A 25,360-nucleotide genomic window follows, 5' to 3' on the forward strand; every position below is an offset into this window, starting at 1 on the left:
AAGGAGATCATCGTGTCTGTGCAACTGGACCCCACCTACCGTGAGCAGGCTGTCGGCACGCTCGACACCGCCGAGGTCGATGTCCTTGTCATCGGCGGCGGCGTAACCGGCGCCGGTGCCGCGCTCGACGCCGCCGCGCGCGGGCTGTCGGTAACCCTGGTGGAGGCACGCGATTTCGCCGCGGGTACCTCGAGCCGATCGTCGAAGCTCATCCACGGCGGCCTGCGCTACCTGGAGCAGATGGACTTCGCGTTGGTGCGCGAGGCGCTCAAAGAGCGTGGGCTGCTGCTGAATACGCTCGCGCCACACCTGGTGCGTCCGGTGCCGTTCCTGTTTCCGCTCCAGCACCGGGTGTGGGAGCGCGCCTACATCGGTGCCGGTATCGCCCTCTACGACACGCTCGGTGGCGCGCGCACGGTTCCGATGCACAAGCACCTGACCCGTTCCGGCGCACTGGAACTCGCGCCCGCGCTGCGCGACGACGCGATGACCGGTGCCATCCGCTACTACGACGCGCAGGTCGACGACGCCCGCCACACGATGATGATCGCCAGGACCGCCGCCGAGAACGGTGCCACGGTACTGACCCGGACCAAGGTGATCGGGCTGGAACGCGACGGTGAGAAGGTCGTCGGTGCGCGTGTGGAGGACCTGGAAACCGGTCTGACGCACACCATTCGGGCTCGCACGGTGATCAGCGCGACCGGTGTGTGGACCGACGACATGATCAAGATGACCGGGGTGGACTTCCCGTTCCACGTCCAGATGTCGAAGGGCGTGCACATCCTCGTGCCGCGCGACCGGCTGAACCTGCACACCGGCATGATCATGCGCACCGAGAAGTCGGTTCTGTTCGTGATCCCGTGGGCCGAACACTGGATCATCGGCACCACCGACACCGAATGGGCACTCGACAAGAACCACCCCACGGCCACCGCCGCCGACGTGCGATACATTCTCGACCACGTCAATTCGCTGCTGCGTGAGCCCTTGACCAGGGCAGACATCGTCGGTACCTACGCGGGCCTTCGCCCGCTGATGACCGGCGCCACGAAGGAGACCGCGAAGCTCTCGCGCGAACACGCCGTCGCCGAACCCGCGCCGGGCCTGTTCGTGATCGCGGGCGGTAAGTACACGACCTACCGGGTGATGGCCGCCGATGTCGTCGACGCCGCGGCCGCGCGCCTGGGTGGACAGATCCCCGCCTCGTCGACCGCGCGGTTGCCCATCGTCGGCGCGGACGGCTACTTCGACATGCTCGCCGACGCGCCCGCACTGGCGGTGGCCCAGCGACTGCCCGTCGACGTCGTCGAACACCTGCTCGGCCGCTACGGCTCGCTGACCACCGACCTCTTCGACCTCATCGCCACAGATCCCGCACTGCGCCAATCGATTCCGGGCGCCGCGGACTACATCGCCGCCGAGATCGTCTACGCCGTCACCAACGAGGGCGCGCTGCACCTCGACGACATCCTCACCCGCCGCACCCGCATCTCCATCGAGGTCCCCGATCGTGGCCTCGCCGCAGCACCGGAAATCGCCTGCCTGATCGCACCCCTGCTCGGCTGGAACGAGGAGACCACCAACGCCGAGATCAACCGGTACTACGACCGGGTCCACGCCGAACTCGCCGCCAACGAGGCGGGCGACGACGCCGCGGCCAACGCGGCCAGACTGGTCGCGGCCCGCTGACCGGCGCGCCGAAAGCCCGGACTGCCGTCGGGGCCCGGCACCCTCGCGGACAACTATCGTGAAGCACCGCAAGGTGTAGGAAATCCGTAGCGCATCCGTAGCGCGGGGCGTACCGTATCGACCATGGGCATCCCAGCAGAGCTACCCGAGATTCCGCAGCGAGAGCTCCGTAACGATGCGAGCCGGGTTCTGCGCGATGTTCGTTCAGGACTGTCCTTCACGATCACTGTCGATGGGGCGCCTGTTGCCGATCTTGTTCCGCATCGACACGCGCGTCGTCGAGCGGCAGTGCCCCGAGCAGAGGCGATCGCTGCCTTTGCCGGGTTGTCGGCGCCGGCCACAGCACAGCCGGTGGCCGATGATCTGGTCGACGATTCTCTCTACGACCCGTATGACCGGGCTTACCGACGCGGTGAATTCGCTGGGGACGGCACTGAATGACCTCGACTCCGGCCAGAGGCGTCGTCGATACGAATGTGTTGATCCTCATCGATGAACTCGATCCGGCGGAGTTGCCCGACGAGCTCATGATCAGCGCGGTGACGATGGCAGAACTCGCCGCCGGTCCGCACTATGCCGCAGAGCCGGGTGAACGGGCTCGTCGGATCGAGCGGGTGCAGAACGCTGAGGCGTTGTTCGAGCCGATCCCGTTCGACGCCAGGGCCGCACGCCGCTTCGGGCACGTAGTGGCCGCCGTTCTGGCGAGCGGCCGCAATCCGCGACCCCGGCGGATCGACCTGCTCATCGCCTCGATCGCCTCGGCCAATCGGCTCCCGTTGTTCACCGTGAACCCCCAAGACTTCGCTGGTTTGAGCGAGCTGCTGACAGTGGTGCCCGTGACGCATCCAGACCAGCGCACACTGATCTGAACACGACGCCAGGCTGGTCGCGGCCCGCTGACCTCGGCCGACCGTGTGGTGGTTAGCGTGTGCACATGGAATCGCGAATCACCCTCCGACGAACCGCGGCGCTGTCGTGAGCCGGGGCACCATCCTGATCACCGGCGCCAGCTCCGGGCTCGGCGCCGAGATGGCCCGCCAGTTCGCCGTGCTCGGGTACGACCTCGGCCTGTGTGCTCGCCGGACCGAGCGTCTGGACGAACTGCGCGCGCAGATCCTCGCCGATCACCCCGACCGCGTCGTCTCGGTGAAGCAACTCGATGTCACCGATGACGCCGCGGTGTTCACTGTCTTCGACGAGTTCGCCGACGAATTCGGCACCGTCGACCGGGTGATCGTCAACGCGGGCCTCGGTAAGGGCGCGCCGTTGGGCACCGGCCATCACAAGGCCAATCGCGAGACAGCCGTGGTGAATTTCCTTGCCGCCCTTGCTCAAAGCGAGGCGGCGTTGAAGATCTTCCGCGCGCAGGGGCGCGGCCACCTGGTGATGATCTCCTCGATCTCCGGCCTGCGCGGCATGCCCAAGACGCTCACCACCTACGCGGCCACCAAAGCAGGCGTCGCGGCGCTGGCCGAAGGCGTTCGCGCGGAAGCGATTCCGGGCGTCGATGTCTCGGTGGTCTACCCCGGGTACATTCGCTCGGAGATGAACGACCGCGTCAAGCATCAGCCGAAGTTCATGGTGGACACCGAAACCGGGGTCCGCGCCATGGTCGCCGCGATCGAGAAGCGTCGCGCCAATGCCTATGTTCCCGGTTGGCCGTGGGTGCCGGTCGGTTTCGCGCTGCGGATCCTGCCGCTGCCGCTGGTCCGCAAACTGATGTGAACACGACGAAGGCCGTGCCATCGGGCACGGCCTTCGCGTGGGATCTCAGTCCTGCGGGGGCAGCAGGTGCTTGCCGTGCTTGTCCGTGGACAGTGCCAGCGAGCTGATGTACTGGATCTCGCCTTCGGGACCGGGCACCGCCGAGGCGATCATGTCCGGGCGCTCGAAGTCCATGCCGGTGACATGGCAGGTGAGCAGGTCGCCCGACGGATTGCCGTGTTCGTCGAACATTGGCGCTTCGATGCCGTCGTCGGCGCGCCGCAGGTAGTACTTGCCCTTGGTGGCGATCGCGGTGAGCGGGGTCGCGATAAAGGCGACCAGCACCGCGACCAGTGGCGAGTACGGCTTGAGCAGCTCACCGAACAGCCCGAAGAAGGTCATGATCGACAGCACCGCCGACAGCCCGAAACCGACCAGACCGACCGGGTTGAAGTCGTAGAGCATGCCGCGCCGGAATTCCGGCACCTTCGGCGAGATCTTCAGCAGGTACTTGTTCACCGCGATATCGGTGGCCACGGTGACGATCCAGGCGATGCCGCAGTTGGCGTAGAAGCCCAGGATGTTATTGAGGAAGTCGAACATGTTCGCCTCCATCAGCACCAGCGCGACACCGAGGTTGACCACCAGGAACACCAGGCGACCCGGGTAGGTCTTGGTGACCCGGGTGTAGGAGTTGGTCCAGGCCAGCGAGCCCGAGTAGGCGTTGGTCACGTTGATCTTCACCTGGCTGATAACCACCAGCACCACGGCCAGTGTCATGGCCAGCCAACCCGGCACCATGTCCTTGTAGATCTCCAGGAACTGATGCACCGGCTGGTTCGCGATGCCTTGCGCCGCAGGAAGATTCGCGATCAGGTACACCGCGAGGAACAGGCCGACCACCTGCTTGGCCGCACCGAACAGCACCCAGCCCGGACCGGCGAGCAGCATCCAGCCCCACCACTTGGCCCGGTTCTCCGGGGTGCGCGGCGGCATGAACCGCAGGTAGTCGATCTGCTCGGCGATCTGGGCGATCAGCGACAGACACACGCCGGCGGCCAGCAGCGCGCCCGAAACGCTCACGCCCGCCCCGTTTTCCCCGCCGTAGGCGAAGAACGAGCCCACCGAATCGGGGTGGCGCACCAGCAGGAAGCCGAACGGCGCCACCATCAGCAGCAGCCACAGGGGAGTGGTCCACACCTGGAGTTTGGCCAGCGTGTTCATTCCGTAGATGACCAGCGGGAAGATGATGATCGTGGAGGCGAGATAGCCGAGCCACAACGGAATGCCGAGGCCCAATAGCAGGCCCTGGGCCATGATCGAACCTTCGAGCGCGAAGAAGATGAAGGTGAACGACGCGAACACGATATTGGTGATCACCGAACCGTAGTAGCCGAATCCGCTACCGCGCGTGATCAGATCGAGATCGATGTTGTAGCGCGCCGCGTAATAGGCAAGCGGAAATCCGGTGAGCATCACGACCACGGCGAAGATACCGATGCCGATCAGGGCGTTTCCGGTGCCGTGGGCGATGCCGATATTCGCGCCGATCGCGAAATCGGCCAGGTAGGCGATGCCGCCGAGCGCGGAGATGCCGACGACCGCGGGGCTCCATTTGCGGTAGCTCCGCGGGGCGAAACGCAGCGTGTAGTCCTCGAGTGTTTCTTTGGCGGCTGTATCTGCTCCGGCCATGTCTCTCTCTCCCTCATCGCTGCCGCACGATCCGGCGACTCACAGACGGTCGTTCATCGATGTAGACACGAATTTTCCGATTCGTTACGCCGCTGTTACGCGACTCGATGGTGACCGGGGTCACTGAAACCGCCGCGCAAAAACAAGCACGCGTGTATGTTTTTGGGCGGAGCGAGCGTCAGGAGACGACAGTGTTCGAATGGTCCGAGACCGATCTGATGATCCGCGACGCCGTGCGGGCGTTCATCGACAAGGAGGTCCGGCCGAACCTCGATGCCCTCGACAGCGGTGAGATGCTGCCGTATCCGATCCTGCGCAAGCTGTTCAGCCAGTTCGGGATCGATTCGCTGGGCGAGGACGCCGTCACGAAGATGCTCGCCAAGGAAGCGGCGGGCCCGAGCGAGGGCGGCAAGAAGCCGGGCAGTCCGTTCGGCGATCAGCAGTCGATGATGGCGGTGCTGATCAGCGAATTATCCGGCGTCTGTATGGGTTTGGTGTCGGCACTCGGGGTGAGCATCGGGCTCGGTGCCACCACCATCATGTCGCGGGGCACCCTGGCCCAGAAGCAGCGTTGGCTGGCCGACATCGTCACCTTGCGCAAGGTGGCGTCCTGGGCGATCACCGAACCCGACTCCGGCTCGGATGCGTTCGGCGGCATGCAGACTCGCGTCGAACGCGACGGCGAGGACTACATCCTCAACGGTCAGAAGACCTTCATCACCAACGGTCCGTGCGCCGACGTGATGATCGTTTACGCCAAGCTCGACGAGCGCGATGGCACCGGCAAACGCGACCGCAAGGTACTCACCTTCGTGCTCGACAAGGGCATGGAGGGCCTCACCCAGGGCAAACCGTTCAAGAAGATGGGCCTGCACTCCTCACCGACCGGCGAATTGTTCTTCGACAATGTCCGCCTCGGCAAGGACCGGCTGCTCGGCGAGACCGAGGAGCACAAGGGTGGCGACGGAAGAGAAAGTGCCAGAGCCAGTTTCACCGCGGAACGGATCGGTGTCGGGTTCATGGCGCTCGGCGTGATCGACGAATGTCACCGGCTCTGTGTCGATTACGCGCGCGACCGCACGCTGTGGGGTCAGGAGATCGGTCGCTTCCAGCTGATCCAGCTCAAGCTGGCCAAGATGGAAGTCGCGCGAATCAATGTGCAGAACATGGTGTTCAACGTGCTCGAGCGTGCTCGTGCGGGTAAGCCGCCGAGCCTGGCCGAGGCCTCGGCGATGAAGCTGTACTGCTCGGAGGCCGCGACCGAGGTGGCCATGGAGGCGGTGCAGTTGTTCGGCGGCAACGGCTATATGAGCGAGTACCGGGTCGAGCAGCTGGCCCGTGACGCGAAGTCGCTGATGATCTACGCGGGCAGCAACGAGATCCAGGTGACCCACATCGCCAAGGGTCTGCTCGGGAAGTGAGGCGGACCCGGCCGCGAACAGTGTTGTCGCGGCCGGGGTTTCACACCGCGCGCAGGTGCCCGCGGCTGGCGTAGATGTGCTCGGCGATCAGCGTGGCGATCCGGTCGGGTGCCTCCAGCATCGGCACATGCCCCACCCCGTGCACCAGGATCCGATCCGCCGACTCGGGGAGTTCGCGCAGGTAGCGGGTGGCGTACACGCTGTTGGGGATGATCCGGTCGTATTCGGCGAGCAGCATCCGAATCGGGGTGTCCAGCTCGCCGAGGTCGTCCATGCCCGGCGCGCGCAGGCTGCCGAGCAGCAGCGCGATCATCGCGTCGCAGTGCAGGACAGCGGTGAGCAAGGTCGCCCGGTCCCGGCGGGCGAAGGCGCCGGTGTGCTTGGTGACCAGCATTGCGGCCACCTGCTGCACGAGCGCGTTGTTGATCGCCACACCGCCGAGTCGCTTGCCGATCTCGATGAAGGGAATCATCGACGCGAACTTGAGGCCGATCCTGACCTGACTCAGCGAAGGCGATGCCCAGCCGCCCGCGGCGGCGATCGTGGTGAGCGTGCGCGCCCTGCCGCGTCGCGCCAGTTCGAGGCCGACCCAACCGCCCAGCGAATTGCCCGCGATATGGCAGGTGCGCCAGCCGAGCTCGTCGAGCTGGTCTTCGATCTGATCGGCCAGGGCATACACATCCATTGCCCAGCCTTCGACCTTCGGGCCACCCCAATGCCCGGCGAACGCGGGCGCGTATACCTCGCAATGGGCCGACATCCGTTGCGCGACCTGCTCCCAGCAGTGCGGCGACAGCAGGAACCCGTGTAGCAACAAGACCGGGTCGCCGGACCCGATATGCAGCGCCGCGACGGGCGTGGGGCGGGCGGTGGATTTGGCGGTGCGTGACGTCATCGTCATCACCCCTTCCTGGACGACGGTGTCCGGGGGAGTATCCCTGCCTGCATTGTACGGTCGTACGGTGCCGATAATCCTCTCCACTGTGAACGTCAACGGGGTCCGTGCCGCTTCGACCAAGGGCATGGTGGCCTGGTTGGCGGCGACCGAAGCCGACATCGTCTGCCTACAGGAGACCAGGGCGACCGACGCGCAGACCGCGGCGGCGCTGGCCCCCGCGCTCGACGCGGGTTGGGTGCTCTCCCACGCCGAGCCGGAATCCAAGGGCCGCGCGGGCGTGGGGATTCTGTCGCGGCGCGCACCCGACGCCGTGCGTATCGGGTTCGGCAGCACCGAGTTCGCCGAGGCGGGCCGCTATATCGAGGCCGATTTCGGCGACGTCACCGCGGCGAGCGTCTACGTGCACTCAGGGGAGGAGAACACCCCCAAGCAGGACGAGAAGTACCGGTTCATGGCCGAGCTGGGCGCGTACCTGAAGTCGCGCACCGGCGAGTTCGTGGTGAGTGGCGACTGGAATATCGCCCCCGCCGAGGTCGACCTGAAGAACTGGAAGGGCAACCAGAAGTCGGCGGGCTTCCTGCCCGAGGAACGCGCCTGGATCGCCGAACTGCTCGCCGCGGGCTACGTCGACGTGGTGCGCGCCCTGCACCCCGACGTAGCGGGCCCCTACAGCTGGTGGTCCTACCGCGGCCGCGCCTTCGATAATGACTCCGGATGGAGAATCGACTACCCGCTGGCCCGCGGCGAGCTGACCGGTCGCGCCAAGCAGGCCGTCGTCGAGCGCGCTGACGCCTACGACCAGCGCTGGTCCGACCACGCGCCGGTTACTGTCCAGTTCCGATGAAACTCTCACGCAAGACTCTCAGCCTGCTCGGCGGACTTGTGCTGGTCCTGGCGGCCATCGGCCTGACGTTGTTCGGCGGTCGTGGTACCGACACCACCACCACGACCACCACGCGGGCCGTAGCCGGGATCACCACCACCGTCAGCGCGCCGAAACCCGGCCCGCCCGCCGGGAATTCGTCGGCCTCGCCGGTGACCAAGACCGCCGGTGTGCCCGACCGCGCCTACACCACCCTGGTCGAAATCGATGCCGGTCGCTGGCCCGGCTCGGCCAACGCGCAGGGCACCAAGGGCGGCGAGCAGTTCATGAACCGTGGAACCAAACTGCCGCCCAAAGATTCGGCGGGCAATCCGGTGAAGTACCAGGAGTGGGATGTCAATCCCAAGCAGCGCAATCGGGGTCGTGACGCCGAACGCATCGTCACCGGCAGCGACGGCTCCGCCTGGTACACCGGCGACCACTACGAAACCTTCACCAGGATGCGCTGATGACTTCGCGAATGACGCTGTCGCAGTTCCTTGCTCGCCCCACCGCCGAGGCACCGACCGCCGCCACGACACCGGTGCTCGGTGCGTTGCCGGTGGATGCCAACCAGTTCAGCGGCGTTCGCTACGACGCCCCCGCCGACTACCGCGTGCGCGAACTGCGCGGCACCAAGATGCGCACCATGGCGGAGCTGTTCGACGAGTTCGCCGCGGCCTTCCAGTTCCCGTACTACTTCGGCGCCAACAAGGACGCCTTCGACGAATGCCTGCGTGACCTGGACGATTTCGTCGGCGACGCCCCCGGCTTCGTCGCGGTCGTCCGCACCGCCGACGACTTGCTGGCCGAGCAACCCACCGAACGCGCCTGGTTCGACGCGGCGATGCGCGACTGCGCCGCCTACTGGACCCGCCGCGATGTCGCCTTCCGCGTTGTCCTACAGGCTGACCCGGAAACCTTCGGCGCGGTCGCCCTGTCCTCCTGACCTGATTCCGGTGCCACCGGAATTGGCGGCTGCCACCGCGTAGCCAGCCCGCTTAACATTCTCACCGCGCGGCTGCGGAGGCCGCCGATGAGGAGAACTGAACACGATGAAGCGAGTATTGGCGAGTGCGGGCATTGCCGCCGCGATCATGATGTCGGGTGCCGCGGTGGCCTCGGCCGATGCGATGACGGCGCCGGTCGCGGGGCCCGCGGCCGGATCGTCCGACGGTGCCCTGATCGAAGTTCTGTTGCAGCAGATCGGGCTCGGTTCTTCCCAGCCGTGCGACGGGATCATGCTCGATACGTGCGTCCCCGTCGGCGCCGCGAGCGCGCCGCAGGCGGTGCCGGTGGCCGACAGCGGATCGGCGCTGATGACGCCGGAGGTCGTGCTGAGCATCAACGAGGCGCTCGCTTGGTTGTACAACGGCTCGTCGGATCCGTGTGTCAGCTTCGGACCGAACTGCGCGTGGGAATGACGCTCGTGTCCGTAGGGTTCCTTATGCGAGGTTCGCGCGGCTAGGGTCGATGACTGATGCGTCGAGGTCCGGCGGATCGGGACGGAGTTCTGCCGTGCGTTTCGCGACATTGATCCTTCTGGCGACGGCAGGAGCGATCGGGCTGTTGCCGCTGGCCGTTCCCGCGTTCGCCGCGCCGTCGGACACCACGTACGCACCGACCATGTTGGTGCTCGACGCCTCCGGCTCGATGCTGGCCGCCGACCCCAGTGGCGGCACCAAGATGGACGCGGCGAAGAAGGCGGTGCGCGGCTTCGTGGCGAGCGCGCCCACCGAGGCGAAGGTCGGGCTGTCGGTCTACGGCACCGGCACCGGCTCCACGGATGCCGAGAAGGCGGCGGGTTGCCGCGACGTGTCGGTGCTCGAAGCGGCCGACACCATCGACAAGCCCGCGCTCACAACGGCTGTCGACAACATCACGCCCAGCGGCTTCACCCCGATCGGCGCCGCGCTGCGCACCGCCGCGGGTGCGCTGCCGACCGAGGGACCGCGTTCGATCGTGCTGGTCTCCGACGGCCTCGACACCTGCGCACCGCCCGACCCGTGCGAGGTCGCGCGCGAACTCAGCGCGGGCGGCGCCGAAATCGTCATGCACGCCATCGGTTTCGGTGTCGACGACGCCTCCCGCGCCCAGCTGACCTGCATCGCGGAGACCACCGGTGGCACCTACACCGACGCCGCCGACGGCACAGCGCTCGAGCAGGTGCTGCCCCGGGTGAGCACCGCGGCATTGCGCGTCTACGCGTCGGCGGGCACTCCGGTCGAAGGTGGCGAGGGCTACCAGGACGCACCGGTGGTAGTGCCGGGGCAATACCTCGACACCATCGGCCACAAAAAGCCGCGCTACTACGCCGTCGACGTGCCAGAGGGGGCCACCGCCTACTTCAGCGGCACGGTGTCCTTTCCGCTCGGCGACGACGCGGTGCGTGCGAACAACAGCATGTACATGCGGGTATTCGGCGCAGAAGGCAAGGACTGCAACGTCTTCGAACACGAGAGCGCCGTGCGATCCACCGATGGTGTGGCGCTCACGGTCGGTTCGAAATGGACCGGCGCGACCGAACCGAAGGACGGCACGGTGCGCACCGACAAATGCAAGGGCGGCGGCCGGTACTACTTCACCGTGGAATGGGCCGGTGTCGCCGACAGCGCACCGCCGACGTTGCCGCTGGAACTGAACGTCGCGGTCGAACCGGGCGTCACCGACGCGGGCCCGGCAGCGCGACCCGAACCGGTGTCGTTCACCGTGCCGAGCAGTCCGGTCGAGCCGGTGGCCGGCGGCGGCTCGTTCAACGTGGCGACCGCGCTCGACGGGTCCGGTGTCTACAGCGACACCTTGCAGCGCGGCGAATTCGTGTTCTACAAGGTGAAACTCGACTGGGGTCAGGGCTTGGCCTATCGGGTGCGCTTCCTCGAGACATCGGGTCGGGGCCTGGACAATGTCTCGGCCGTCACCACCACGCTGTACACGCCGTACCGCGCAGAGATCGACCACGAATTCTCGTCCTACAACGGTTCGCCCGATACCGTGCCCACCAGCAGGGAAGCCTTGGCCATCCCCGAGGTCCGCTACCGAAACCGCGAATCCTCGGAAAAAGAGGTGTCGGAAAACGCACTGGCCGGCTGGTACTACATCGCCGTGCAGGCAGCACCGACCGTTCAGGACCGCGGTGCCGTCCGTCCCGTGCCCATCGAGCTGGACCTGGCGGTGACCGGCACACCGGAGCCGGGCCCCACCTATCAGACCGCGCCTGGGTCCACCAGTAGCGCTGTCGAGGACAAGCCCGACACCGCACAGAACGCGGACTCCGACGACGACAGCTCCACGGCGCTGCTCGGCACCAGCATCGCGCTCATCGCGGTCGCCCTCACCATCGGTGGCGTCGTCCTGATCACCCTGCTGCGTAAACGCAACCGCCGGTAGCGAGCGCTCCGGTGGGTGTTCCCACAGTTGGCTGAACAATGGGTCGTCGACGCTCTGCACCGGCCTATGCGGTCCGTTCCAGTCAGCGGTAGCGCTGGGCTAGGTCGTCGCCCAGGAGAACGAAAACGTCGGTGATCTGGTCGATCAACTCCTCGCGGGTGAGGTCCAGATCGCCGGCGAGCCAGGTCGTGAGGGTCTGGGTCAACCCGCCGACGAGATAGATCGCCCGGAAGTCGACCAGGTTCTGCGGGACGTTGCCGCCATAGAAGCCGGTGCCTTCCGCGGCGACGAGCCGGGCGAACGCGCGCACCGTGCGAGCGGTGCGCGCACGCAATTCCGGTGTAGCCATGCCCGCGATCAGCGCGGCGTGTGCCTTGCGTGGATCGTCGGTGAGCACCGAGATACCCGCGTCGATCGCGGCATGGGCTTGGGTGCGGCTGTCGGGGGCCGCGGTCGCCAGTGCCGTCGCGATCGCCGCGGTGAGTTCCTCGGCGATGCGGTCGAGCAGGGCTTCCAGCACGCCGTCACGACGTTCGAAACTCTCGTAGTAGTAGCGCTCGTTGAGACCGGCGCGGGCGCACAGCCCGGCGACGGTGAGTTTGGCCTGCCCGTCCTCGGCGACGAGGTCGAGCGCCGCGTCGAGCAGCGCGGTGCGCCGCTGGGATCGGCGCTCCTGCGCCGAAACGCCACCGTATGTCCGTTGTGCTGCCACGGCGTCCATTGTGCGTGCCGCTGTCCTCCCGTGTGGTTCTGGTAGAGACTCTTGCCAGAATATCAATTCTGGGGGATTCTATTGCCAGATGCACTCGACGAGGAGGCGCAGCATGGCTACACGGCAGGGCGAACCCGGATATTTCGCCGACGATTCGATGATCCGGCGGGTGATGAGCAAGCGCGCGGTCGGTCTGACCTATGGCGTGCGGGCGTTGGTGATCGGCGCGGTGCATCCGCTGCTGTTCGTCGGCACCAGTGAACACACCGCGCATCGGGAAACCCCCTACACCCGGCTGGCTATCACCGGCGCCCTGTTCGAGGCGGTGTTTCTCGGCAGCAAGGCCGAAGCCGATCGCGCGCTGGCCTTCACCCGGCGCAAGCACGACGCGGTGGTCGGCACCCTGCCCGAAGACGCGGGCGCCCACCACCCCGCAGGCACCGCCTACGCGGCCCATGATCCGCATCTGATGTTCATGACCATGGCCTTCACCTTCGATTCGGCCGAGGTGATGTACGACCGCCTGGTGCGTGAACTCACCGCCACCGAACGCGAAGACCTCTACCAGGACTACGTCCGCTGGGGCGAGCTGTTCGGCATGCCGCGTGACGCCGCGCCCGCCGACTACCCGGCCTTCCGCCGCTACTTCGACACCTATCTGAACTCGACCGAACTGTTCCTCACCGACGAGGCGGCCCTGGTCGGTTCCTATCTGGCAGGCCATCGCAAGGCCTACCGGCTGCGTCCGCCCGTCGAGCAGGTCGGTACGGCGCTGTATCTGCTGGTGCAGGGCAGTCTCCCGGCCCGGATCCGGCAGATGTACGGCATCGAGTGGGGCATCGCCGACGAACTCGCCCACCGTGCGCTGTGCCGCAGCATCCGCACCGCCCACCTCACCCCACCGCTGGCGCCCCGGGTACTCGCGGGCACCCTCGCCGGACCGAGCGCACCGTCCTACCAGCTACTGGCCCGGCGCGAACAGCGCATGGTGAAGACGGGCCACCCGAGCATGCCCGGTGTCGATCCGCGCAACTGGGTGCAGCGAAATTGCGGTGCGACCGGCGGGCCCGGAGGCGGCAGCGCAGCGTAACCACGCAGGGCCCTCGGGAGTACCGCCAGACAACACAGCTTGAGCGTCATGGAAGGATTGGGGCATGTCCAGTCCTGCCCCGGCCGCGACGGCCGAACGTAAGCAGCGGGTGCTGTCGGGCATCCAGCCCACCAGCGACTCCTTCCACCTCGGCAACTACCTGGGTGCGCTGCAGTACTGGGTGACCCTGCAGGACGAGTACGACGCGCTGTACTTCATCCCGGATATGCACGCGATCACCGTCAATCAGGATCCCAAGGCGCTGCGGGCCCGCACCAAGGCCGCTGTCGCCCAGTTGCTCGCGCTCGGTATCGACCCGGCGAAGTCCACGCTGTTCGTGCAGAGCCAGGTGCCCGAGCACGCCGAGCTGACCTGGGTCCTCAGCTGTATCACCGGTTTCGGCGAGGCCAGCCGGATGACCCAGTTCAAGGACAAGTCGGTCAAGCAGGGCGCCGACAACGCGACCGTCGGCCTGTTCACCTACCCGGTGCTGATGGCCGCCGACATCCTGCTCTACCGCCCGCACCAGGTGCCGGTCGGCGAGGACCAGCGTCAACATCTCGAGCTGACCCGAAATCTGGCCCAGCGCTTCAACACTCGCTACAAGAAGACCTTCGTCGTGCCGGAGCCGCACATCGTCAAGGGCACCGCGAAGATCTTCGATCTGCAGGATCCCACCGCGAAGATGAGCAAGTCGGCCTCCAGCGACGCCGGGCTGATCAACCTGCTCGACGACCCGAAGATCACCGCCAAGAAGATTCGTTCGGCGGTCACCGACACCGAGCGCGAGATCCGCTACGACCCGGAGAACAAGGCGGGCGTGAGCAATCTGCTGGTCATCCTGAGCTCGCTGCGCGAAACCCCGATCGTCGACCTCGAGGTGAATTTCGAGGGTAAGGGCTACGGTGATCTCAAGGCCGAGGTGGCCGACGCGCTGGTCGAATTCGTCACGCCCGTGCAGAAAAAAGTGCAGGAATACCTGTCCGATCAGGCTGAACTGGACCGGATTCTGGCCGCGGGTGCCGAGCGGGCGCGGGAGATCGCAGGCAACACACTTGCTCAGGTGTACGACCGGGTTGGCTTCCTCGCTCGCTGACCCGTTGCGCACCTGAGGTTTTCGCTGAAGGGGCGCGCGTCATGCAGTTGATCGACAACATCTCGGCCGCCGTCGAGTCCCAGATCGGGCGCAGGCCTTGGCTGGATCACCTGGTCAGGGCCGGCGGGCGGTTCCAGAGTCAGCGCGGCGACTTCTTCGCCGCCGGCATCACGTATTTCACTGTGCTGTCACTGTTTCCACTGCTGATGGTGGCCTTCTCGGTGGCCGGTTTCATTCTGGCCGGGCAGCCGGATCTGCTGACCGAGTTGCAGGACAAGGTCGTCGAGAAGGTTCCCAGCTCCTTCGGCACCCAGATCAACGACCTCATCGAACAGGCGATCAACTCCCGCGGCACGGTCGGGGTGATCGGCCTGCTGGTCGGCCTCTACACCGGGCTCGGCTGGATCGCGAACCTGCGGGCCGCGCTCACCGAGCAGTGGGCGAGCCACAGTCCTGAAAAGCCTTGGTGGCTGGCCAAACTGTCGGATCTCGGTGCGTTGGTCGGTCTCGGCCTGGCCTTCGCGGTCTCGCTCGGTTTGTCGGCGATCTCGGCGAGCGGGCTGAGTAAGCGGGTGCTCGAGCTGCTCGGCGCGGACCATCTGCCCGGGGCGACGCTGGTGCTGCGGCTGGTCTCGATCGCGCTCGGGTTGCTCGCGTCGTGGGCGGTGTTCGCGTGGATGATCGCGCGACTGCCGCGCGAGCCGGTGTCGTTGCGGAGTGCGGCGCGGGCGGCGGTGCTGGCCGCGGTGGCCTTCGAGATCTTCAAGATCATCGCTGCGATCTACCTGCGGGCGGTGCTGTCCAGCCCGGTGGGTGCGACGTTCGGGTCGATCATCGGCCTGATGGTGTTCAGCTACATGTCCTATCGGATTCTGCTGTTCGCGACGGCGTGGGCGGCCACGTCGTCGGACAACGAGCATGACGTGACGGTCGCGCCGCCGAACGCGGTGGTGATCCGGCCGCGGGCGGTCGCGCACGGGATGTCGACCGGGGCAGGCGCCGCCTATTTCGGGGCAGGGGCCGTCGCGGCGCTCACCTTGATGCTCGTCGGCAAACGCCGGTAGCGGTGTCAGCGACTGCGGCGGAATGCCTTACGCGCCCACAGCAGCAGTACGACGACCAGTAAGGGGCCGCCGATCAGGGTGGCGATGCGGGCGCCCTGGTGTGCCGGTCGTACGGGCTCGGGTTGGGAACCGTCGGCTCGCGGCGGCGGGGACGCCAGGGGAACGCTGGGTTGTACTGCCTCGCTGCCTGATTCGGGCAGCTTGCCGATCCTGGCGTCGGTGTCGAGGGCGAAGCCGTAGTCCAGTAGGCGCGCGGCCTGCTCCCAGGGCCGGATCGGGCGGACGTCGGCTTTGAGCAGGGTGACGACCAGGCGATGTCCGTCGCGTTCGGCGGCGGCGACGAAGGTCTGGCGGGCGTCGTCGGTGAAACCGGTCTTGCCGCCGATCGCGCCCGCGTAGTTGTAGAGCAGCTGGTTGTCGTTGCCGATCGGGAAGCCGGGGTGATCCTCGTCGCCGGGAATCTTCGGGTCGGCGGGGAAACCGGGGAAGTCGGCTTGTTCGGTGTGGATCAGTTCGGCGAACAGCGGGATGTTCATCGCCTCGCGGAACAGCACCGACAGGTCGTAGGCCGAGGTGCTCATGCCTGGCCCGTCGAGACCGGACGGGGTCGCCGCGCGAGTATCCAACGCGCGCAACGACTTCGCCACCTCGTTCATCTTGGTCACGGTGGCCTTGTCGCCGCCGAGCTGAGTGGCGATGGCGTGGGCGGCGTCGTTGCCCGAGCACATGATCAGGGCCTGCATGAGCTGGCGGTTGGTGTAGCGCCCGCCGGGGCCGATGCCGACCCGGGTGCCCTCGACGTCGGCGTCGGCCTGCGTCCCGATGACGACCTTGTCCAGATCCAGGCTGCGCAGCGCCACGATAGCGAGTGCGACCTTGATCGTGCTGGCGGGGCGGTAGCGGCCGTGCGGGTCCTTGGCGGCGAGCACGCGACCGGTGTCGAGGTCGGAGACCATCCACCCGGTGGCCGAGATCTCGGCCGGAACCGGGGGCGCACCGTCGGGCACGACCACGCCGCAGCCGCCCATCCGCTGACCGCCGATAGCGGGGGATGGCACGGGTAGCCGGCTCGGTGTCGGTTCGCCGGGGGCAGGCACCTCCGAGGTGTCGATCGGTGGGGGCGGCTGTGTCTTCTGTGGGCAGTCGTCGGTGTTCGGCGTGGTGAACGGGGGCGTGGTCGTGGTGCTCGGGCCGTCGGCCGGTGGTGTCGTGTCGCCCGGTGTGGGTGGGGCGCCCGGTGCGGGCGCGCTGGTCGACGGCCCGTCGGTGGCGGGTACGGCGACAGCGGGAGCGCCTGCGAGAGCGGTGACGGTGACGGCAGCGCCGAGAAAGCATGCGGCGCGCAGGCCGACTTCACGAATCCTCATCGCCTCGCAGCCTAGTAGTCGCTGCCGCGGTGTGTTCCCCGGTCTTTCGCGATTCGACACGCCCGGGGCCGCTGCCCGAGCCGAGCAACTATTGACAGTCACTAGTAAATGATAGTTACTATCAAAAGGTAGATACTTTCTTTTGGAGGAGATATGCGGACGGAAGACACTCGCCGCTGGCTCGCGCTCGGCGCGCTCGCCGTGGCGATGCTCACCATCGGACTCGACGTCACCGTGCTCACCGTCGCCATCCCGACGCTCGCGGTCGACCTGAATGCGAATACCGCTGCGCTGCAATGGTTCAGCAGCGCCTACACGCTGGCCTTGGCCGCGCTGATGCTGCCCGCGGGCGTTCTGGGCGACCGGTACGGGCGCAAGAAGATCTTGCTCGCCGCGCTCCTGCTGTTCGGCGCGGCCTCGGTGGCCTGCGCGTTCGCCGCATCCGCCGGCCAGTTGATCGTGGCGCGGGTGGTGCTCGGCATCGCCGCCGCCGCGCTGGTGCCGCTGTCGATGTCGGTACTACCGGTGCTGTTCACCGACCCCGTCGAGCGGCAACGCGCGCTGACGATCTGGGTCACCTCGACCGCCATCGGTCTGCCACTCGGCCCCATCCTCGGCGGCTGGCTGCTGCAGCACTTCTGGTGGGGTTCGGTGTTCCTGATCAATGTGCCGCTGGTCGTCATCGGCGCGCTGGCCGTGGCCACCCTGGTGCCGGAATCGCGCAGTGACACCATCTTTCGCGTCGATCTCCTCGGCGCACTGCTCTCGGCGGCAGGCATGCTCGGGCTGACCTACGGCTTCATCCGGCTCGGTGAACACGGCTGGGACAACCCGGTCGGCTGGCTCGCCGTCGGGGCAGGGGTGGCGACGCTCGCCGTGTTCGGGTGGTGGCAACGCCGCACCACGCATCCGTTGATCGACCTCGGCTTGTTCGCCACGCCGGGCTTCCGGTGGGGCACCGCGATCTCGATCCTGGTCAGCTTCGCCATGTTCGGCATGTTCTTCACCGTCCCGCAGTACTTCCAGGCCGTGCTCGGCGTCGACGCACTCGGCAGCGGGCTGCGACTGCTGCCGTTGATCGGTGGACTCGTCATCGGCAGCAGACTGGTCGACGTGCTGCTGCCCCGGCTCGGCGTGCGGGTGGTGATCACCGCCGGACTGCTCGTGCTCGGAGGTGGCCTCGGGCTCGGCGCGTTCACCACGGTCGAGAGCGGTTACGGGCTGACCGCGCTGTGGACGACGGTGCTCGGCGCCGGGATGGGCATGGTGATGCCCGCCGCGGTCGGCCTGGCGATGGGTGAGCTGACTGCGCAACGTTCGGGCTCGGGTTCGGCTCTGCTGCAAGCACTTCGGCAGGCGGGCGGCACCATCGGCGTCGCAGTGCTCGGCACCGTGCTGTCCACCCGGTACCGGGCCGACCTCGGCGCGCTCGACCGTGCGCCGGTCTCCGACGGTGTCAACGCGGGCGTCGCCCTCGCCCGCGAGACCGGTGATCCGGCGATGCTGGCACAGGTGCAGCAGGCCTTCGTCGCGGGCATGAACACCATGCTCGGGCTGTGCGCGGCGCTGTGTCTGGTCGCCGGACTCGTGACCGCGCTGTGGCTGCGGCCACCGACGGCGCCGGTTACCGGCACGGATGCGGCAGAATCGATACATGTCGGTTGAGATGTCGCTGCGCGAGCGGAAGAAGGAGCGGACCCGCCGAACCATCAGGGTCGAGGCGTTTCGGTTGTTCCGGGAACAGGGCTATACCGAGACGACGGTGGAGCAGATCGCGGCGGCGGCGGAGGTGTCCCCGAGCACCTTCTTCCGCTACTTCCCGACCAAGGAACAGCTGGTCATCGCCGACGACCAGGACGCGGTGATGATCGAGGAGCTGGCTTCGCTCCCGCGCGGCCTGAATCCGCTCGCCGCCATCCGCACCGCGAACGTGGCGGTGTTCGCGCGGATGTCGCCCGCTGATCTCGCCTTCGAGCAGGAACGGCAAGCGCTGCTGTTCCACGTGCCGGAACTACGCTCGGCGATCGGTTTGGAATTCCTGCGCAGCATCGAACTGGCCGCTCAGATGCTGGCCGACTACACCGGCCGGTCCGCCGAGGATTTCGATGTGCGGGTGGCCGCGGGCGCGATGGTCGGCTCCATGCTCGCCATCGCGCCCGCCACCCCGATGAATGTCACCAATGTCGGTGACGCCCTGGCATTCCTGCAGGCAGGCCTGCCGTTCGACGATCAGGCCTGATTACTGCGACTTGCCGTGCTGCACCGGGCAGCCGTGCGCGAGCGGGCCGAGCAGCTTGTTGTTGTCGTAGAAGTGCTCCAGCTCGAGGATGCGCAGATCCTCGCTCACCCGCGCGATGGTCACACCGAACATCTCGATCTGCTCACCGGTGGGCTGGTGGCCCTTGTACTCGCCCTCGAACTTGCCCCAGTGCCGCCACCGCACGCTCACGGTCGGCGGACCCGACAGCACTTCCAGTACCTCCCAGAAGAAGCCGCCGGGGAAGGCGGTGTGGAAGATGTGGTGCGAGGAATCGAAGGTCTCGTTCTCGGCGTCGTAGTACGGGTTGTCGCCGATCAGAATGTTGTAGCTGCCGATGCGAGCGAACTCCTCGGCGTCCTGCCATGTCCCACCGTTGACCCGGCCGCGGTACTGATCGGCCACCACCGACAGCCACGTCGCGGGGTCGGCCTTGTGCGAGACCTCCATTTCGAAGACCTTCACCAGGTCCTCGACGATCGCCTCGAGTGAGCCGGGCGCGTGCTCGACGCTGCGCTCGCGCGGGATCACCTCGTGGCTCAGTTCATAGTCGGGAACGTTGCCGCGCCATTCCTCCGGCGCCGCGGCGGCGATCACGGCTTCCCGGCCCTGCAGCCACAAGGGCGCCTCCGGCTCCGGGTTCTGCTCGGCCTGCGTATCTGTCACGTCCACAGTCATTTTCGGTCTACCCGACCCTTTCACAAAGCTTGAAGAACGGGTCGAAAGTAACAGTCGCGCATCGGTTGTGCGTGTCGGGTCTCAACAAGTGAGAAACGCGAAACGCCGAACTGTGTTCTGTAACAAGGTTTTCGGAGATAGCTATGGCACCGGCTGGGCGGGGTGGCCGAGCCTGGCCGGCGTCTCGTCATCCATGGTCGCGAAGAATTCGCCGAGCACGCCGACGATCTGATCCACCGACTCCGCACAGAACAGCACCGGCTGGTAGTGCGTGATGTCGTAGGCGATGGTGCCCATCTCCGCGACGTCGAGCGGACGCAGCCGCACGTGCCGGAATTCGTCGATCTCGCCATAGGACGACAGCAATCCAGCGCCGTAGCAACGGATTTCAGCGTTCTCGCGGACCACGCCGAACTCCAGCGAGAACCAGAAGACATCGGCGAGGAATTTCAGCGCGCTGTCGGTCTCCAGCCGGGCCACCGCGGCGCCGACCGTCTCGTACAGTGCCGCGAAACGTGGGCTGGCGATCTGGTTGGCGTGGCCGATGATCTCGTGGATCGCATCGGGTTCCGGGGTGTAGAGCGGGGCGGAGTGATGGCGGATGTACTGGGTGGAGTGGAAGGTGCGCTCGGCGAAGGAACCGAAGAACTCACGCAGCGGAACCAGGCCGGCGGCGGGCACGTACCGGAAACCGGTGAGGGGTGTGAGCAGCCGCGATACCTCGTCGAGTTGCGGGATGTGATCGTGCGGAAGGGCGAGGTTTCGCGCTGCCTCCCTGACCTCACGGCAGGCGTAGACCTCGTGTTTGCGGGCCAGCTCCGTCGAGGCGATCCGCCATACCTGCTGCTCGTCGTCGGTGTAGTCGATGTGTGGTGCGGGGGCGCCGGGGGAGTAGTCGAGTGCGAGTGCGGCGATGGCGTTACGGCGCGCGCGGTAGTGCTCGTCGTGCACGCCGGGGTGGTCATCGCTCAGATGTACTGTCACGTCGCCGTCACGCTCGCGCGTCACCGGTGAGTAGAGCTGGGCCTCGGTGAACATGACTCCAGGCAAGCACCGCATTCCCGCCGCGACAACAACCACGCTGACAACTGCGCAAACTGCACAGTTGCAGGGTTGGTCACCGTCGGATTCCGGCGGTGAACTGTGTTTTCTGTGTGCTTGCTGACCGGTACCGCCCGCCGCTGTGCGGACTTGCGAACGCGTGGTTTCGGTAACGACGCGGTGAATTAGCGGACGAGCCGAGCGGGGATCACGCAAGATTGCGTTCGTAAGAAGAGGAGGTTGTGTGCGCACCTTGCGAATAGATCTCGATCAGCGCCTGCTGGCCGCTGCCGCCGACATCATGGGCACCGCCGACAGCAATGCCACCGTCAACGAGGCGCTGCGCCGCATCGTGGTGCACGAACGTCAGTTACGCAATTTGGAACGGCTGATGGCAGATTCGGTATTCAGCCCAGATCCGCCTACCGACCGGGGCAGTGCCCTTGATCCAGATTCGGTATTCAGCCCCGAGCCCACCTAGTGGGGTAGGTCCAGGTTCGGGTTGCGTCACCGAGGTGGTGGCCGAGGGGTAGCCCGAGTCTGTCGGTACCCCCTGCGATTATCGGAGTCAGTCACCGATCCGCAGGGGGAAACGATGTCGGTTCCGATCGCGAGTTTGCCGCTCGCTCAACGTCCGCGCGAGCGATTGCTCATGCTCGGCCCACACGCGCTCAGCGACGGCGAACTACTGGCACTGCTGCTCGGCCAGGGCACTCGCGGCCGGTCCGCACTCGAAGTCGCGGCCCAATTGATCGGCGACTACGGCGGTTTGGCCGAACTCGCCTCAGCTCGCCCCGAAGAACTGGCCGCCCGCGTCGGGATCGGCCCAGCCAAGGCCGCCACTGTTGTCGCCGCCTTCCACCTCGGCACCCGTTCCCGCACCCCCACCGACTCGCTACCCCAGCTCAGCACTCCCGAAGACATCGCGGCCGTGGCGATTCCGCTGTTCGCCGGCGCCCGCGTGGAGCGCCTCCTCGTCCTCATCTGCGACGCCCAAAACCGCTTACGCCACCGCGCCTTCGTCGCCGAAGGCGCCATCGACCACGTAGCCGTCCCCGTCCGGGAAATCCTCAACACCGTTCTCCGCCACGACGGCCGAGCTTTCGCCGTCGTCCACAACCACCCCTCCGGCGACCCGACCCCCAGCCCCGACGACCGCCGCGCCAGCACCCTGCTCCACCAAGCCGCCCGCACAGTAGGCCTGCGCTACCTCGACCACATCGTCATAGCGGGCGAAACCTGGTCCACCGCCCCCGTTTTCGCTTGAGTCGCGATCAGGCTGGTGCCAACCCAGCTGATCGCGATCTCAGTCGGCGAAACCGGTGGTGCGAGCCAGGTCCGAGAGCATGGCATCGAACATGATCTCCGGGTCCGCCAGGGGGATCGGATAGTTGCCGAACACCTCGAGGGTGACATGGCCGAACAAGCGGGCCCAGATCTGCACCATCAGGTACGTGACACCCAGGTCCAGTTTCTCGGCGGGGAACTTCTGGCCCGACTCCGAGAGCATGGCGAGCAGGTCGGTCTGGAAACCGATGAGGTCATCGCGCAGCGCTGCCGGGATGGACTCGCCCGGTGGGGTGGCGATCTCGAAGTTCGCCAGCAGCCTGCCCGCGGCGGCGAGGAAGATCCGGCCGAAGGGTTCGTCGAAGCGGCGCATCATCGACCGTGCCGAGGTGGGCGAGGCGAACACCAGGGTGAATTCCCTGGGGTTCGCCAGCGCCCAGTGCCGGAAACCCCGGCAGATGGCCAGGAACTGCACCGCGCCGTCGTCGGGCAGCGGCTCGATCTCGGTCGAGAGGAACTCGGCCAGATCGGCGCAGAATTCCACCCGCATCCGCTCGATCAACTCATCGCGCGACGAATAGTGCCGGTACAGCGCGGGCGCGGTGACGCCGAGTTCGCGCGCGATCGCGCGCAGGGTGACCGCGTCCGTGCCCTGCTCGGCCAGCAGTGCCCGCGTGACCCGCCGGATATCGGCGTCGGTCACCACCGGCGCACGGCCACGCGCCTTGCCCGTCACCCGGCCACCCCCCTCGATCACGTGTCGGTTCAAGCGTATTCGACCTCCCAGCGCTTGATGCCGTTGAGCCAGCCGCTGCGCAGCCGCACCGGGTCGGCGACCTGGCGCAGGTTCGGCATCGCGTCGGCAATGGCATTGAACATCAGGTCGATCTCCAGGCGGGCCAGATTCGCGCCGACGCAGTAGTGCGTGCCGGTGCCGCCGAAGCCGACATGCGGGTTGGGGTCGCGCATGATGTCGAACTGGAACGGATCGGCGAACGCCGTTTCATCGAAATTGGCCGAGCTGTAGAACAATCCGATCCGCTGGCCCTTCTTGATCTGCTGCCCGCCGAGTTCCAGGTCGCGCGTCGCGGTGCGCTGGAAGGCGGTCACCGGCGTTGCCCAGCGCACGATCTCGTCGGGTGCGGTGCGCGGGCGCTGCTGTTTGTAGAGCTCCCACTGTTCCGGGTTGTCCACGAAGGCCTTCATGCCGTGGGTGATCGAATTGCGGGTGGTCTCGTTGCCCGCGACCGCGAGCAGGATGACGAAGAACGCGAATTCGTCCGAGCCGAGGTGCTCGCCGTCGACGTCGGCGTTCACCAGCTGGGTGACGATGTCGGCCGCCGGGCAGCCGCGGCGCTGTTCGGCCATGTTCCAGGCGTAGCCCATCACCTCGGCGGTCGCGGTGTGGTGGTTGCCCTCGAATTCCGGATCGTCGTAGGAGATCATCTGATTGGTCCAGTCGAAGATCTTGCGGCGGTCCGCCTGGGGGACGCCGAGCAGTTCGGCGATCGCCTGCAGCGGCAACTCGACGGCCACCTGCTCGACGAAGTCGCCGCGACCGGACTTCTTGGCTTCCCACACGATCCGCTCGGCTCGCTCGGTGAGCGCGGCGCGCAGGTTCTCCACCGCGCGCGGGGTGAAGCCCTTCGACACGATCCGCCGGATCTTGGTGTGCTGCGGCGGATCCAGGTTCAGCATCAGCATGTTGCCGAGCATGTCGATCTGCTCGCGCGTGGTTTCCTCGTTGAACCGGATGATCGCCGTGTTGTCGTGGGAGGAGAAGTCCTCCGGATTCTTCGAGATCTCCTTGATGTCGGCCAGCTTGGACACCACCCAGTACCCGCCGTCGTCGAACCCGCTGGCGCGGTCGGGCTGCGTGCACCACCAGACCGGCGCGGTCCGCCGCAACTCGGCGAACTCTTCGATCGGCAAGCGGCTGGCGAGCAGGTCGGGATCGGTGAAATCGAACCCCGCGGGAATGTTCGGGCTGGTCACAGCTTTCTCCTTCGGTCCGGTACGTCGACGTCGTTGGTGACGTGGAACACGTTCACAATGATGAAACCATGCCGAGCGCGTTTGTGAACAGTGTTTAGTAATACCCGTTTATAAAAGGGTCGGACTCGTGTGCTGCCTGAGATCTCCCGATTCGCCGACCGTCACCGGCCACGCATGGGCAAGATGGCGGCGTGGACTTGCCGTTTCTGCGTGCGAACCCGCACCTGCTGCCGACGTTTCTCGCCCATCAGCGGCTGCGGACGACGCCTGTGGCGGGTGGGTCGATCAGTGTCGCCGAGCGGATCGCGCTCGATGACGGAACCCATCTGTTCCTGAAGACCTGGCCGGGCGGGGTATCCGCCGTCCCGACCGCCGAGCCCGCGCCCGCTCCGCCAGGGCTGTTCGACGCCGAAGCGAACGGGCTTCGGTGGTTGCGGGCGGCCGGTGGGGTCGCGGTGCCGGAGTTGTACGCCCAGACCGGCGAACTGTTGTTGATGCAGTGGGTCGACCACGCCGAACCGACCGCCGTTGCCGCCGAACGGTTCGGTGCCGGATTGGCCGTCACTCACGGTGCGGGCGCCCCCGAATTCGGCGCTGCCACCGAAGGTTTCCTCGCAGGACTGCCCCTGGACAACACTCCCGGCGACGACTGGCCGACCTGGTACCGCGAACACCGAATCCTGCCGTACCTGAAACTCGCCGTCGACGCGGGCGCCCTCGACCCCGCCGACGCCACCTACATCGAATCAATCCACATCGAAGCCCCCACTGAACCTCCAGCCCGAATCCACGGCGACCTCTGGCCCGGCAATATCCTCTGGGGCCCAGTCGACATCCCATGGCTGATCGACCCTGCCGCCCATGGAGGCCACCGCGAAACCGACCTGGCCACGCTCTTCCTCTTCGGTGGCGCACCCTTCTCGGCGCGAATCATCGCCGCCTATAACGAAATCCATCCCCTCGACCCTGGCTGGCGCACCCGAATCCCCCTCCATCAACTTCACCTCTTGCTGGCCCACGCCGTTCTCTTCGGTCGCCCCTACCGAACCGCAGTCCTGGACGCGGCAGCACACTGCCGCTAGTAATCACGATGGCGACGGGACCTGTTGTAGCGAAA

Annotated in this window: 26 protein-coding genes; 18 read left to right on the top strand and 8 right to left on the bottom strand. The window is 66.6% G+C overall.

Features of this window, described 5'->3' with window-relative positions; all coding sequences use genetic code 11:
• The first annotated feature begins 12 nt into the window (after positions 1 to 12).
• The 4 genes from glpD (at position 13) to ACFXKN_RS27980 (ending at position 3,417) form a co-directional block, all read left to right on the top strand.
• Positions 13 to 1,692, top strand: a complete 1,680-nt coding sequence (glpD, locus tag ACFXKN_RS27965) for a glycerol-3-phosphate dehydrogenase (RefSeq protein WP_378971481.1) — start codon at positions 13 to 15, stop codon at positions 1,690 to 1,692.
• A gap of 123 nt (positions 1,693 to 1,815) precedes the next feature.
• Positions 1,816 to 2,133, top strand: coding sequence for a type II toxin-antitoxin system Phd/YefM family antitoxin (locus tag ACFXKN_RS27970; protein WP_378971473.1), 318 nt, complete (start codon positions 1,816 to 1,818; stop codon positions 2,131 to 2,133).
• Entirely contained in the window at positions 2,130 to 2,561 is a 432-nt protein-coding gene (locus tag ACFXKN_RS27975) for a type II toxin-antitoxin system VapC family toxin (RefSeq protein ID WP_378971470.1), read from the top strand. Before ACFXKN_RS27970 ends, ACFXKN_RS27975 begins: the two co-directional genes overlap by 4 nt.
• A gap of 106 nt (positions 2,562 to 2,667) precedes the next feature.
• A complete protein-coding gene (locus ACFXKN_RS27980) occupies positions 2,668 to 3,417 on the top strand; it encodes an SDR family oxidoreductase (RefSeq protein ID WP_378971465.1) in 750 nt (249 codons plus the stop codon).
• A gap of 45 nt (positions 3,418 to 3,462) precedes the next feature.
• On the opposite strand, the gene ACFXKN_RS27985 is transcribed toward ACFXKN_RS27980, so the two are convergent.
• Positions 3,463 to 5,088 carry a purine-cytosine permease family protein gene (locus ACFXKN_RS27985; RefSeq protein WP_378971455.1) on the bottom strand — a complete coding sequence of 542 codons (1,626 nt, stop codon included), beginning with the start codon at positions 5,086 to 5,088 and terminating at the stop codon, positions 3,463 to 3,465.
• Positions 5,089 to 5,279: 191 nt separating this feature from the next.
• Between ACFXKN_RS27985 and ACFXKN_RS27990 the strand changes: the two genes are divergently transcribed.
• Positions 5,280 to 6,509 carry an acyl-CoA dehydrogenase family protein gene (locus ACFXKN_RS27990; protein ID WP_378971446.1) on the top strand — a complete coding sequence of 410 codons (1,230 nt, stop codon included), beginning with the start codon at positions 5,280 to 5,282 and terminating at the stop codon, positions 6,507 to 6,509.
• Positions 6,510 to 6,549: 40 nt separating this feature from the next.
• Here ACFXKN_RS27990 and ACFXKN_RS27995 read toward each other — a convergent pair whose 3' ends face one another.
• Positions 6,550 to 7,404: an alpha/beta fold hydrolase gene (locus ACFXKN_RS27995; RefSeq protein WP_378971441.1), complete on the bottom strand. Its 855-nt coding sequence runs from the start codon at positions 7,402 to 7,404 to the stop codon at positions 6,550 to 6,552.
• A gap of 67 nt (positions 7,405 to 7,471) precedes the next feature.
• Here ACFXKN_RS27995 and ACFXKN_RS28000 point away from each other — a divergent pair, with 67 nt between their 5' ends.
• From ACFXKN_RS28000 to ACFXKN_RS28020, 5 genes are all read left to right on the top strand, one after another.
• On the top strand, positions 7,472 to 8,251 hold the full coding sequence (locus ACFXKN_RS28000) for an exodeoxyribonuclease III (protein WP_378971430.1): 780 nt from the start codon (positions 7,472 to 7,474) through the stop codon (positions 8,249 to 8,251).
• On the top strand, positions 8,248 to 8,739 hold the full coding sequence (locus ACFXKN_RS28005) for a ribonuclease domain-containing protein (protein WP_378971424.1): 492 nt from the start codon (positions 8,248 to 8,250) through the stop codon (positions 8,737 to 8,739). The genes ACFXKN_RS28000 and ACFXKN_RS28005 overlap by 4 nt, the downstream gene beginning before the upstream one ends.
• Positions 8,739 to 9,218, top strand: coding sequence for a barstar family protein (locus ACFXKN_RS28010; protein WP_378971415.1), 480 nt, complete (start codon positions 8,739 to 8,741; stop codon positions 9,216 to 9,218). Before ACFXKN_RS28005 ends, ACFXKN_RS28010 begins: the two co-directional genes overlap by 1 nt.
• A 106-nt stretch (positions 9,219 to 9,324) precedes the next feature.
• Positions 9,325 to 9,693, top strand: coding sequence for a hypothetical protein (locus ACFXKN_RS28015; RefSeq protein WP_378971412.1), 369 nt, complete (start codon positions 9,325 to 9,327; stop codon positions 9,691 to 9,693).
• Positions 9,694 to 9,787: 94 nt separating this feature from the next.
• A complete protein-coding gene (locus ACFXKN_RS28020; RefSeq protein WP_379434137.1) occupies positions 9,788 to 11,656 on the top strand; it encodes a VWA domain-containing protein in 1,869 nt (622 codons plus the stop codon).
• 82 nt (positions 11,657 to 11,738) lie between these two features.
• On the opposite strand, the gene ACFXKN_RS28025 is transcribed toward ACFXKN_RS28020, so the two are convergent.
• Positions 11,739 to 12,377 carry a TetR/AcrR family transcriptional regulator gene (locus ACFXKN_RS28025; protein ID WP_378971403.1) on the bottom strand — a complete coding sequence of 213 codons (639 nt, stop codon included), beginning with the start codon at positions 12,375 to 12,377 and terminating at the stop codon, positions 11,739 to 11,741.
• 103 nt (positions 12,378 to 12,480) lie between these two features.
• Between ACFXKN_RS28025 and ACFXKN_RS28030 the strand changes: the two genes are divergently transcribed.
• From ACFXKN_RS28030 to yhjD, 3 genes are all read left to right on the top strand, one after another.
• Positions 12,481 to 13,458, top strand: coding sequence for an oxygenase MpaB family protein (locus ACFXKN_RS28030; RefSeq protein ID WP_378971392.1), 978 nt, complete (start codon positions 12,481 to 12,483; stop codon positions 13,456 to 13,458).
• A gap of 64 nt (positions 13,459 to 13,522) precedes the next feature.
• The gene (gene trpS / locus ACFXKN_RS28035; RefSeq protein ID WP_378971387.1) at positions 13,523 to 14,554 is read left to right on the top strand and encodes a tryptophan--tRNA ligase; all 1,032 of its coding nucleotides are present in this window, start codon (positions 13,523 to 13,525) and stop codon (positions 14,552 to 14,554) included.
• 41 nt (positions 14,555 to 14,595) lie between these two features.
• Positions 14,596 to 15,618, top strand: a complete 1,023-nt coding sequence (gene yhjD, locus ACFXKN_RS28040; protein ID WP_379434138.1) for an inner membrane protein YhjD — start codon at positions 14,596 to 14,598, stop codon at positions 15,616 to 15,618.
• Positions 15,619 to 15,623: 5 nt separating this feature from the next.
• Here the strand turns inward: yhjD and ACFXKN_RS28045 are convergent, their stop codons facing one another.
• Positions 15,624 to 16,985, bottom strand: coding sequence for a D-alanyl-D-alanine carboxypeptidase family protein (locus ACFXKN_RS28045; RefSeq protein WP_379434139.1), 1,362 nt, complete (start codon positions 16,983 to 16,985; stop codon positions 15,624 to 15,626).
• Positions 16,986 to 17,138: 153 nt separating this feature from the next.
• Here ACFXKN_RS28045 and ACFXKN_RS28050 point away from each other — a divergent pair, with 153 nt between their 5' ends.
• Complete coding sequence (locus ACFXKN_RS28050; protein WP_379434140.1) at positions 17,139 to 18,650, top strand: DHA2 family efflux MFS transporter permease subunit; 1,512 nt, start codon at positions 17,139 to 17,141, stop codon at positions 18,648 to 18,650.
• Positions 18,640 to 19,224: a TetR family transcriptional regulator gene (locus ACFXKN_RS28055; RefSeq protein ID WP_379434141.1), complete on the top strand. Its 585-nt coding sequence runs from the start codon at positions 18,640 to 18,642 to the stop codon at positions 19,222 to 19,224. The genes ACFXKN_RS28050 and ACFXKN_RS28055 overlap by 11 nt, the downstream gene beginning before the upstream one ends.
• Here ACFXKN_RS28055 and ACFXKN_RS28060 read toward each other — a convergent pair whose 3' ends face one another.
• Together ACFXKN_RS28060 and ACFXKN_RS28065 are read right to left on the bottom strand one after the other, a co-directional pair.
• Positions 19,225 to 19,908 (bottom strand): ester cyclase, encoded by a 684-nt coding sequence (locus ACFXKN_RS28060; protein ID WP_378971349.1) that lies wholly within the window; start codon positions 19,906 to 19,908, stop codon positions 19,225 to 19,227. It lies immediately after the preceding gene.
• 153 nt (positions 19,909 to 20,061) lie between these two features.
• A complete protein-coding gene (locus ACFXKN_RS28065) occupies positions 20,062 to 20,958 on the bottom strand; it encodes a phenylalanine 4-monooxygenase (RefSeq protein ID WP_379434142.1) in 897 nt (298 codons plus the stop codon).
• Positions 20,959 to 21,205: 247 nt separating this feature from the next.
• Between ACFXKN_RS28065 and ACFXKN_RS28070 the strand changes: the two genes are divergently transcribed.
• Both ACFXKN_RS28070 and ACFXKN_RS28075 read left to right on the top strand, forming a co-directional pair.
• The gene (locus ACFXKN_RS28070) at positions 21,206 to 21,442 is read left to right on the top strand and encodes a type II toxin-antitoxin system VapB family antitoxin (RefSeq protein WP_379434143.1); all 237 of its coding nucleotides are present in this window, start codon (positions 21,206 to 21,208) and stop codon (positions 21,440 to 21,442) included.
• A 114-nt stretch (positions 21,443 to 21,556) separates the two neighbouring features.
• On the top strand, positions 21,557 to 22,228 hold the full coding sequence (locus ACFXKN_RS28075) for a RadC family protein (RefSeq protein WP_379434144.1): 672 nt from the start codon (positions 21,557 to 21,559) through the stop codon (positions 22,226 to 22,228).
• A 39-nt stretch (positions 22,229 to 22,267) separates the two neighbouring features.
• Here the strand turns inward: ACFXKN_RS28075 and ACFXKN_RS28080 are convergent, their stop codons facing one another.
• Both ACFXKN_RS28080 and ACFXKN_RS28085 read right to left on the bottom strand, forming a co-directional pair.
• Positions 22,268 to 22,984 (bottom strand): TetR/AcrR family transcriptional regulator, encoded by a 717-nt coding sequence (locus ACFXKN_RS28080; RefSeq protein ID WP_378971322.1) that lies wholly within the window; start codon positions 22,982 to 22,984, stop codon positions 22,268 to 22,270.
• Positions 22,985 to 23,013: 29 nt separating this feature from the next.
• Complete coding sequence (locus tag ACFXKN_RS28085) at positions 23,014 to 24,243, bottom strand: cytochrome P450 (RefSeq protein ID WP_379434145.1); 1,230 nt, start codon at positions 24,241 to 24,243, stop codon at positions 23,014 to 23,016.
• 191 nt (positions 24,244 to 24,434) lie between these two features.
• Here ACFXKN_RS28085 and ACFXKN_RS28090 point away from each other — a divergent pair, with 191 nt between their 5' ends.
• Positions 24,435 to 25,325, top strand: coding sequence for a fructosamine kinase family protein (locus ACFXKN_RS28090; protein ID WP_379434146.1), 891 nt, complete (start codon positions 24,435 to 24,437; stop codon positions 25,323 to 25,325).
• The last annotated feature ends 35 nt before the right edge of the window (positions 25,326 to 25,360 follow it).

Origin of the sequence: Nocardia sp. NPDC059195 (assembly GCF_042754695.1) — a bacterium.
Taxonomy (GTDB): domain Bacteria; phylum Actinomycetota; class Actinomycetes; order Mycobacteriales; family Mycobacteriaceae; genus Nocardia.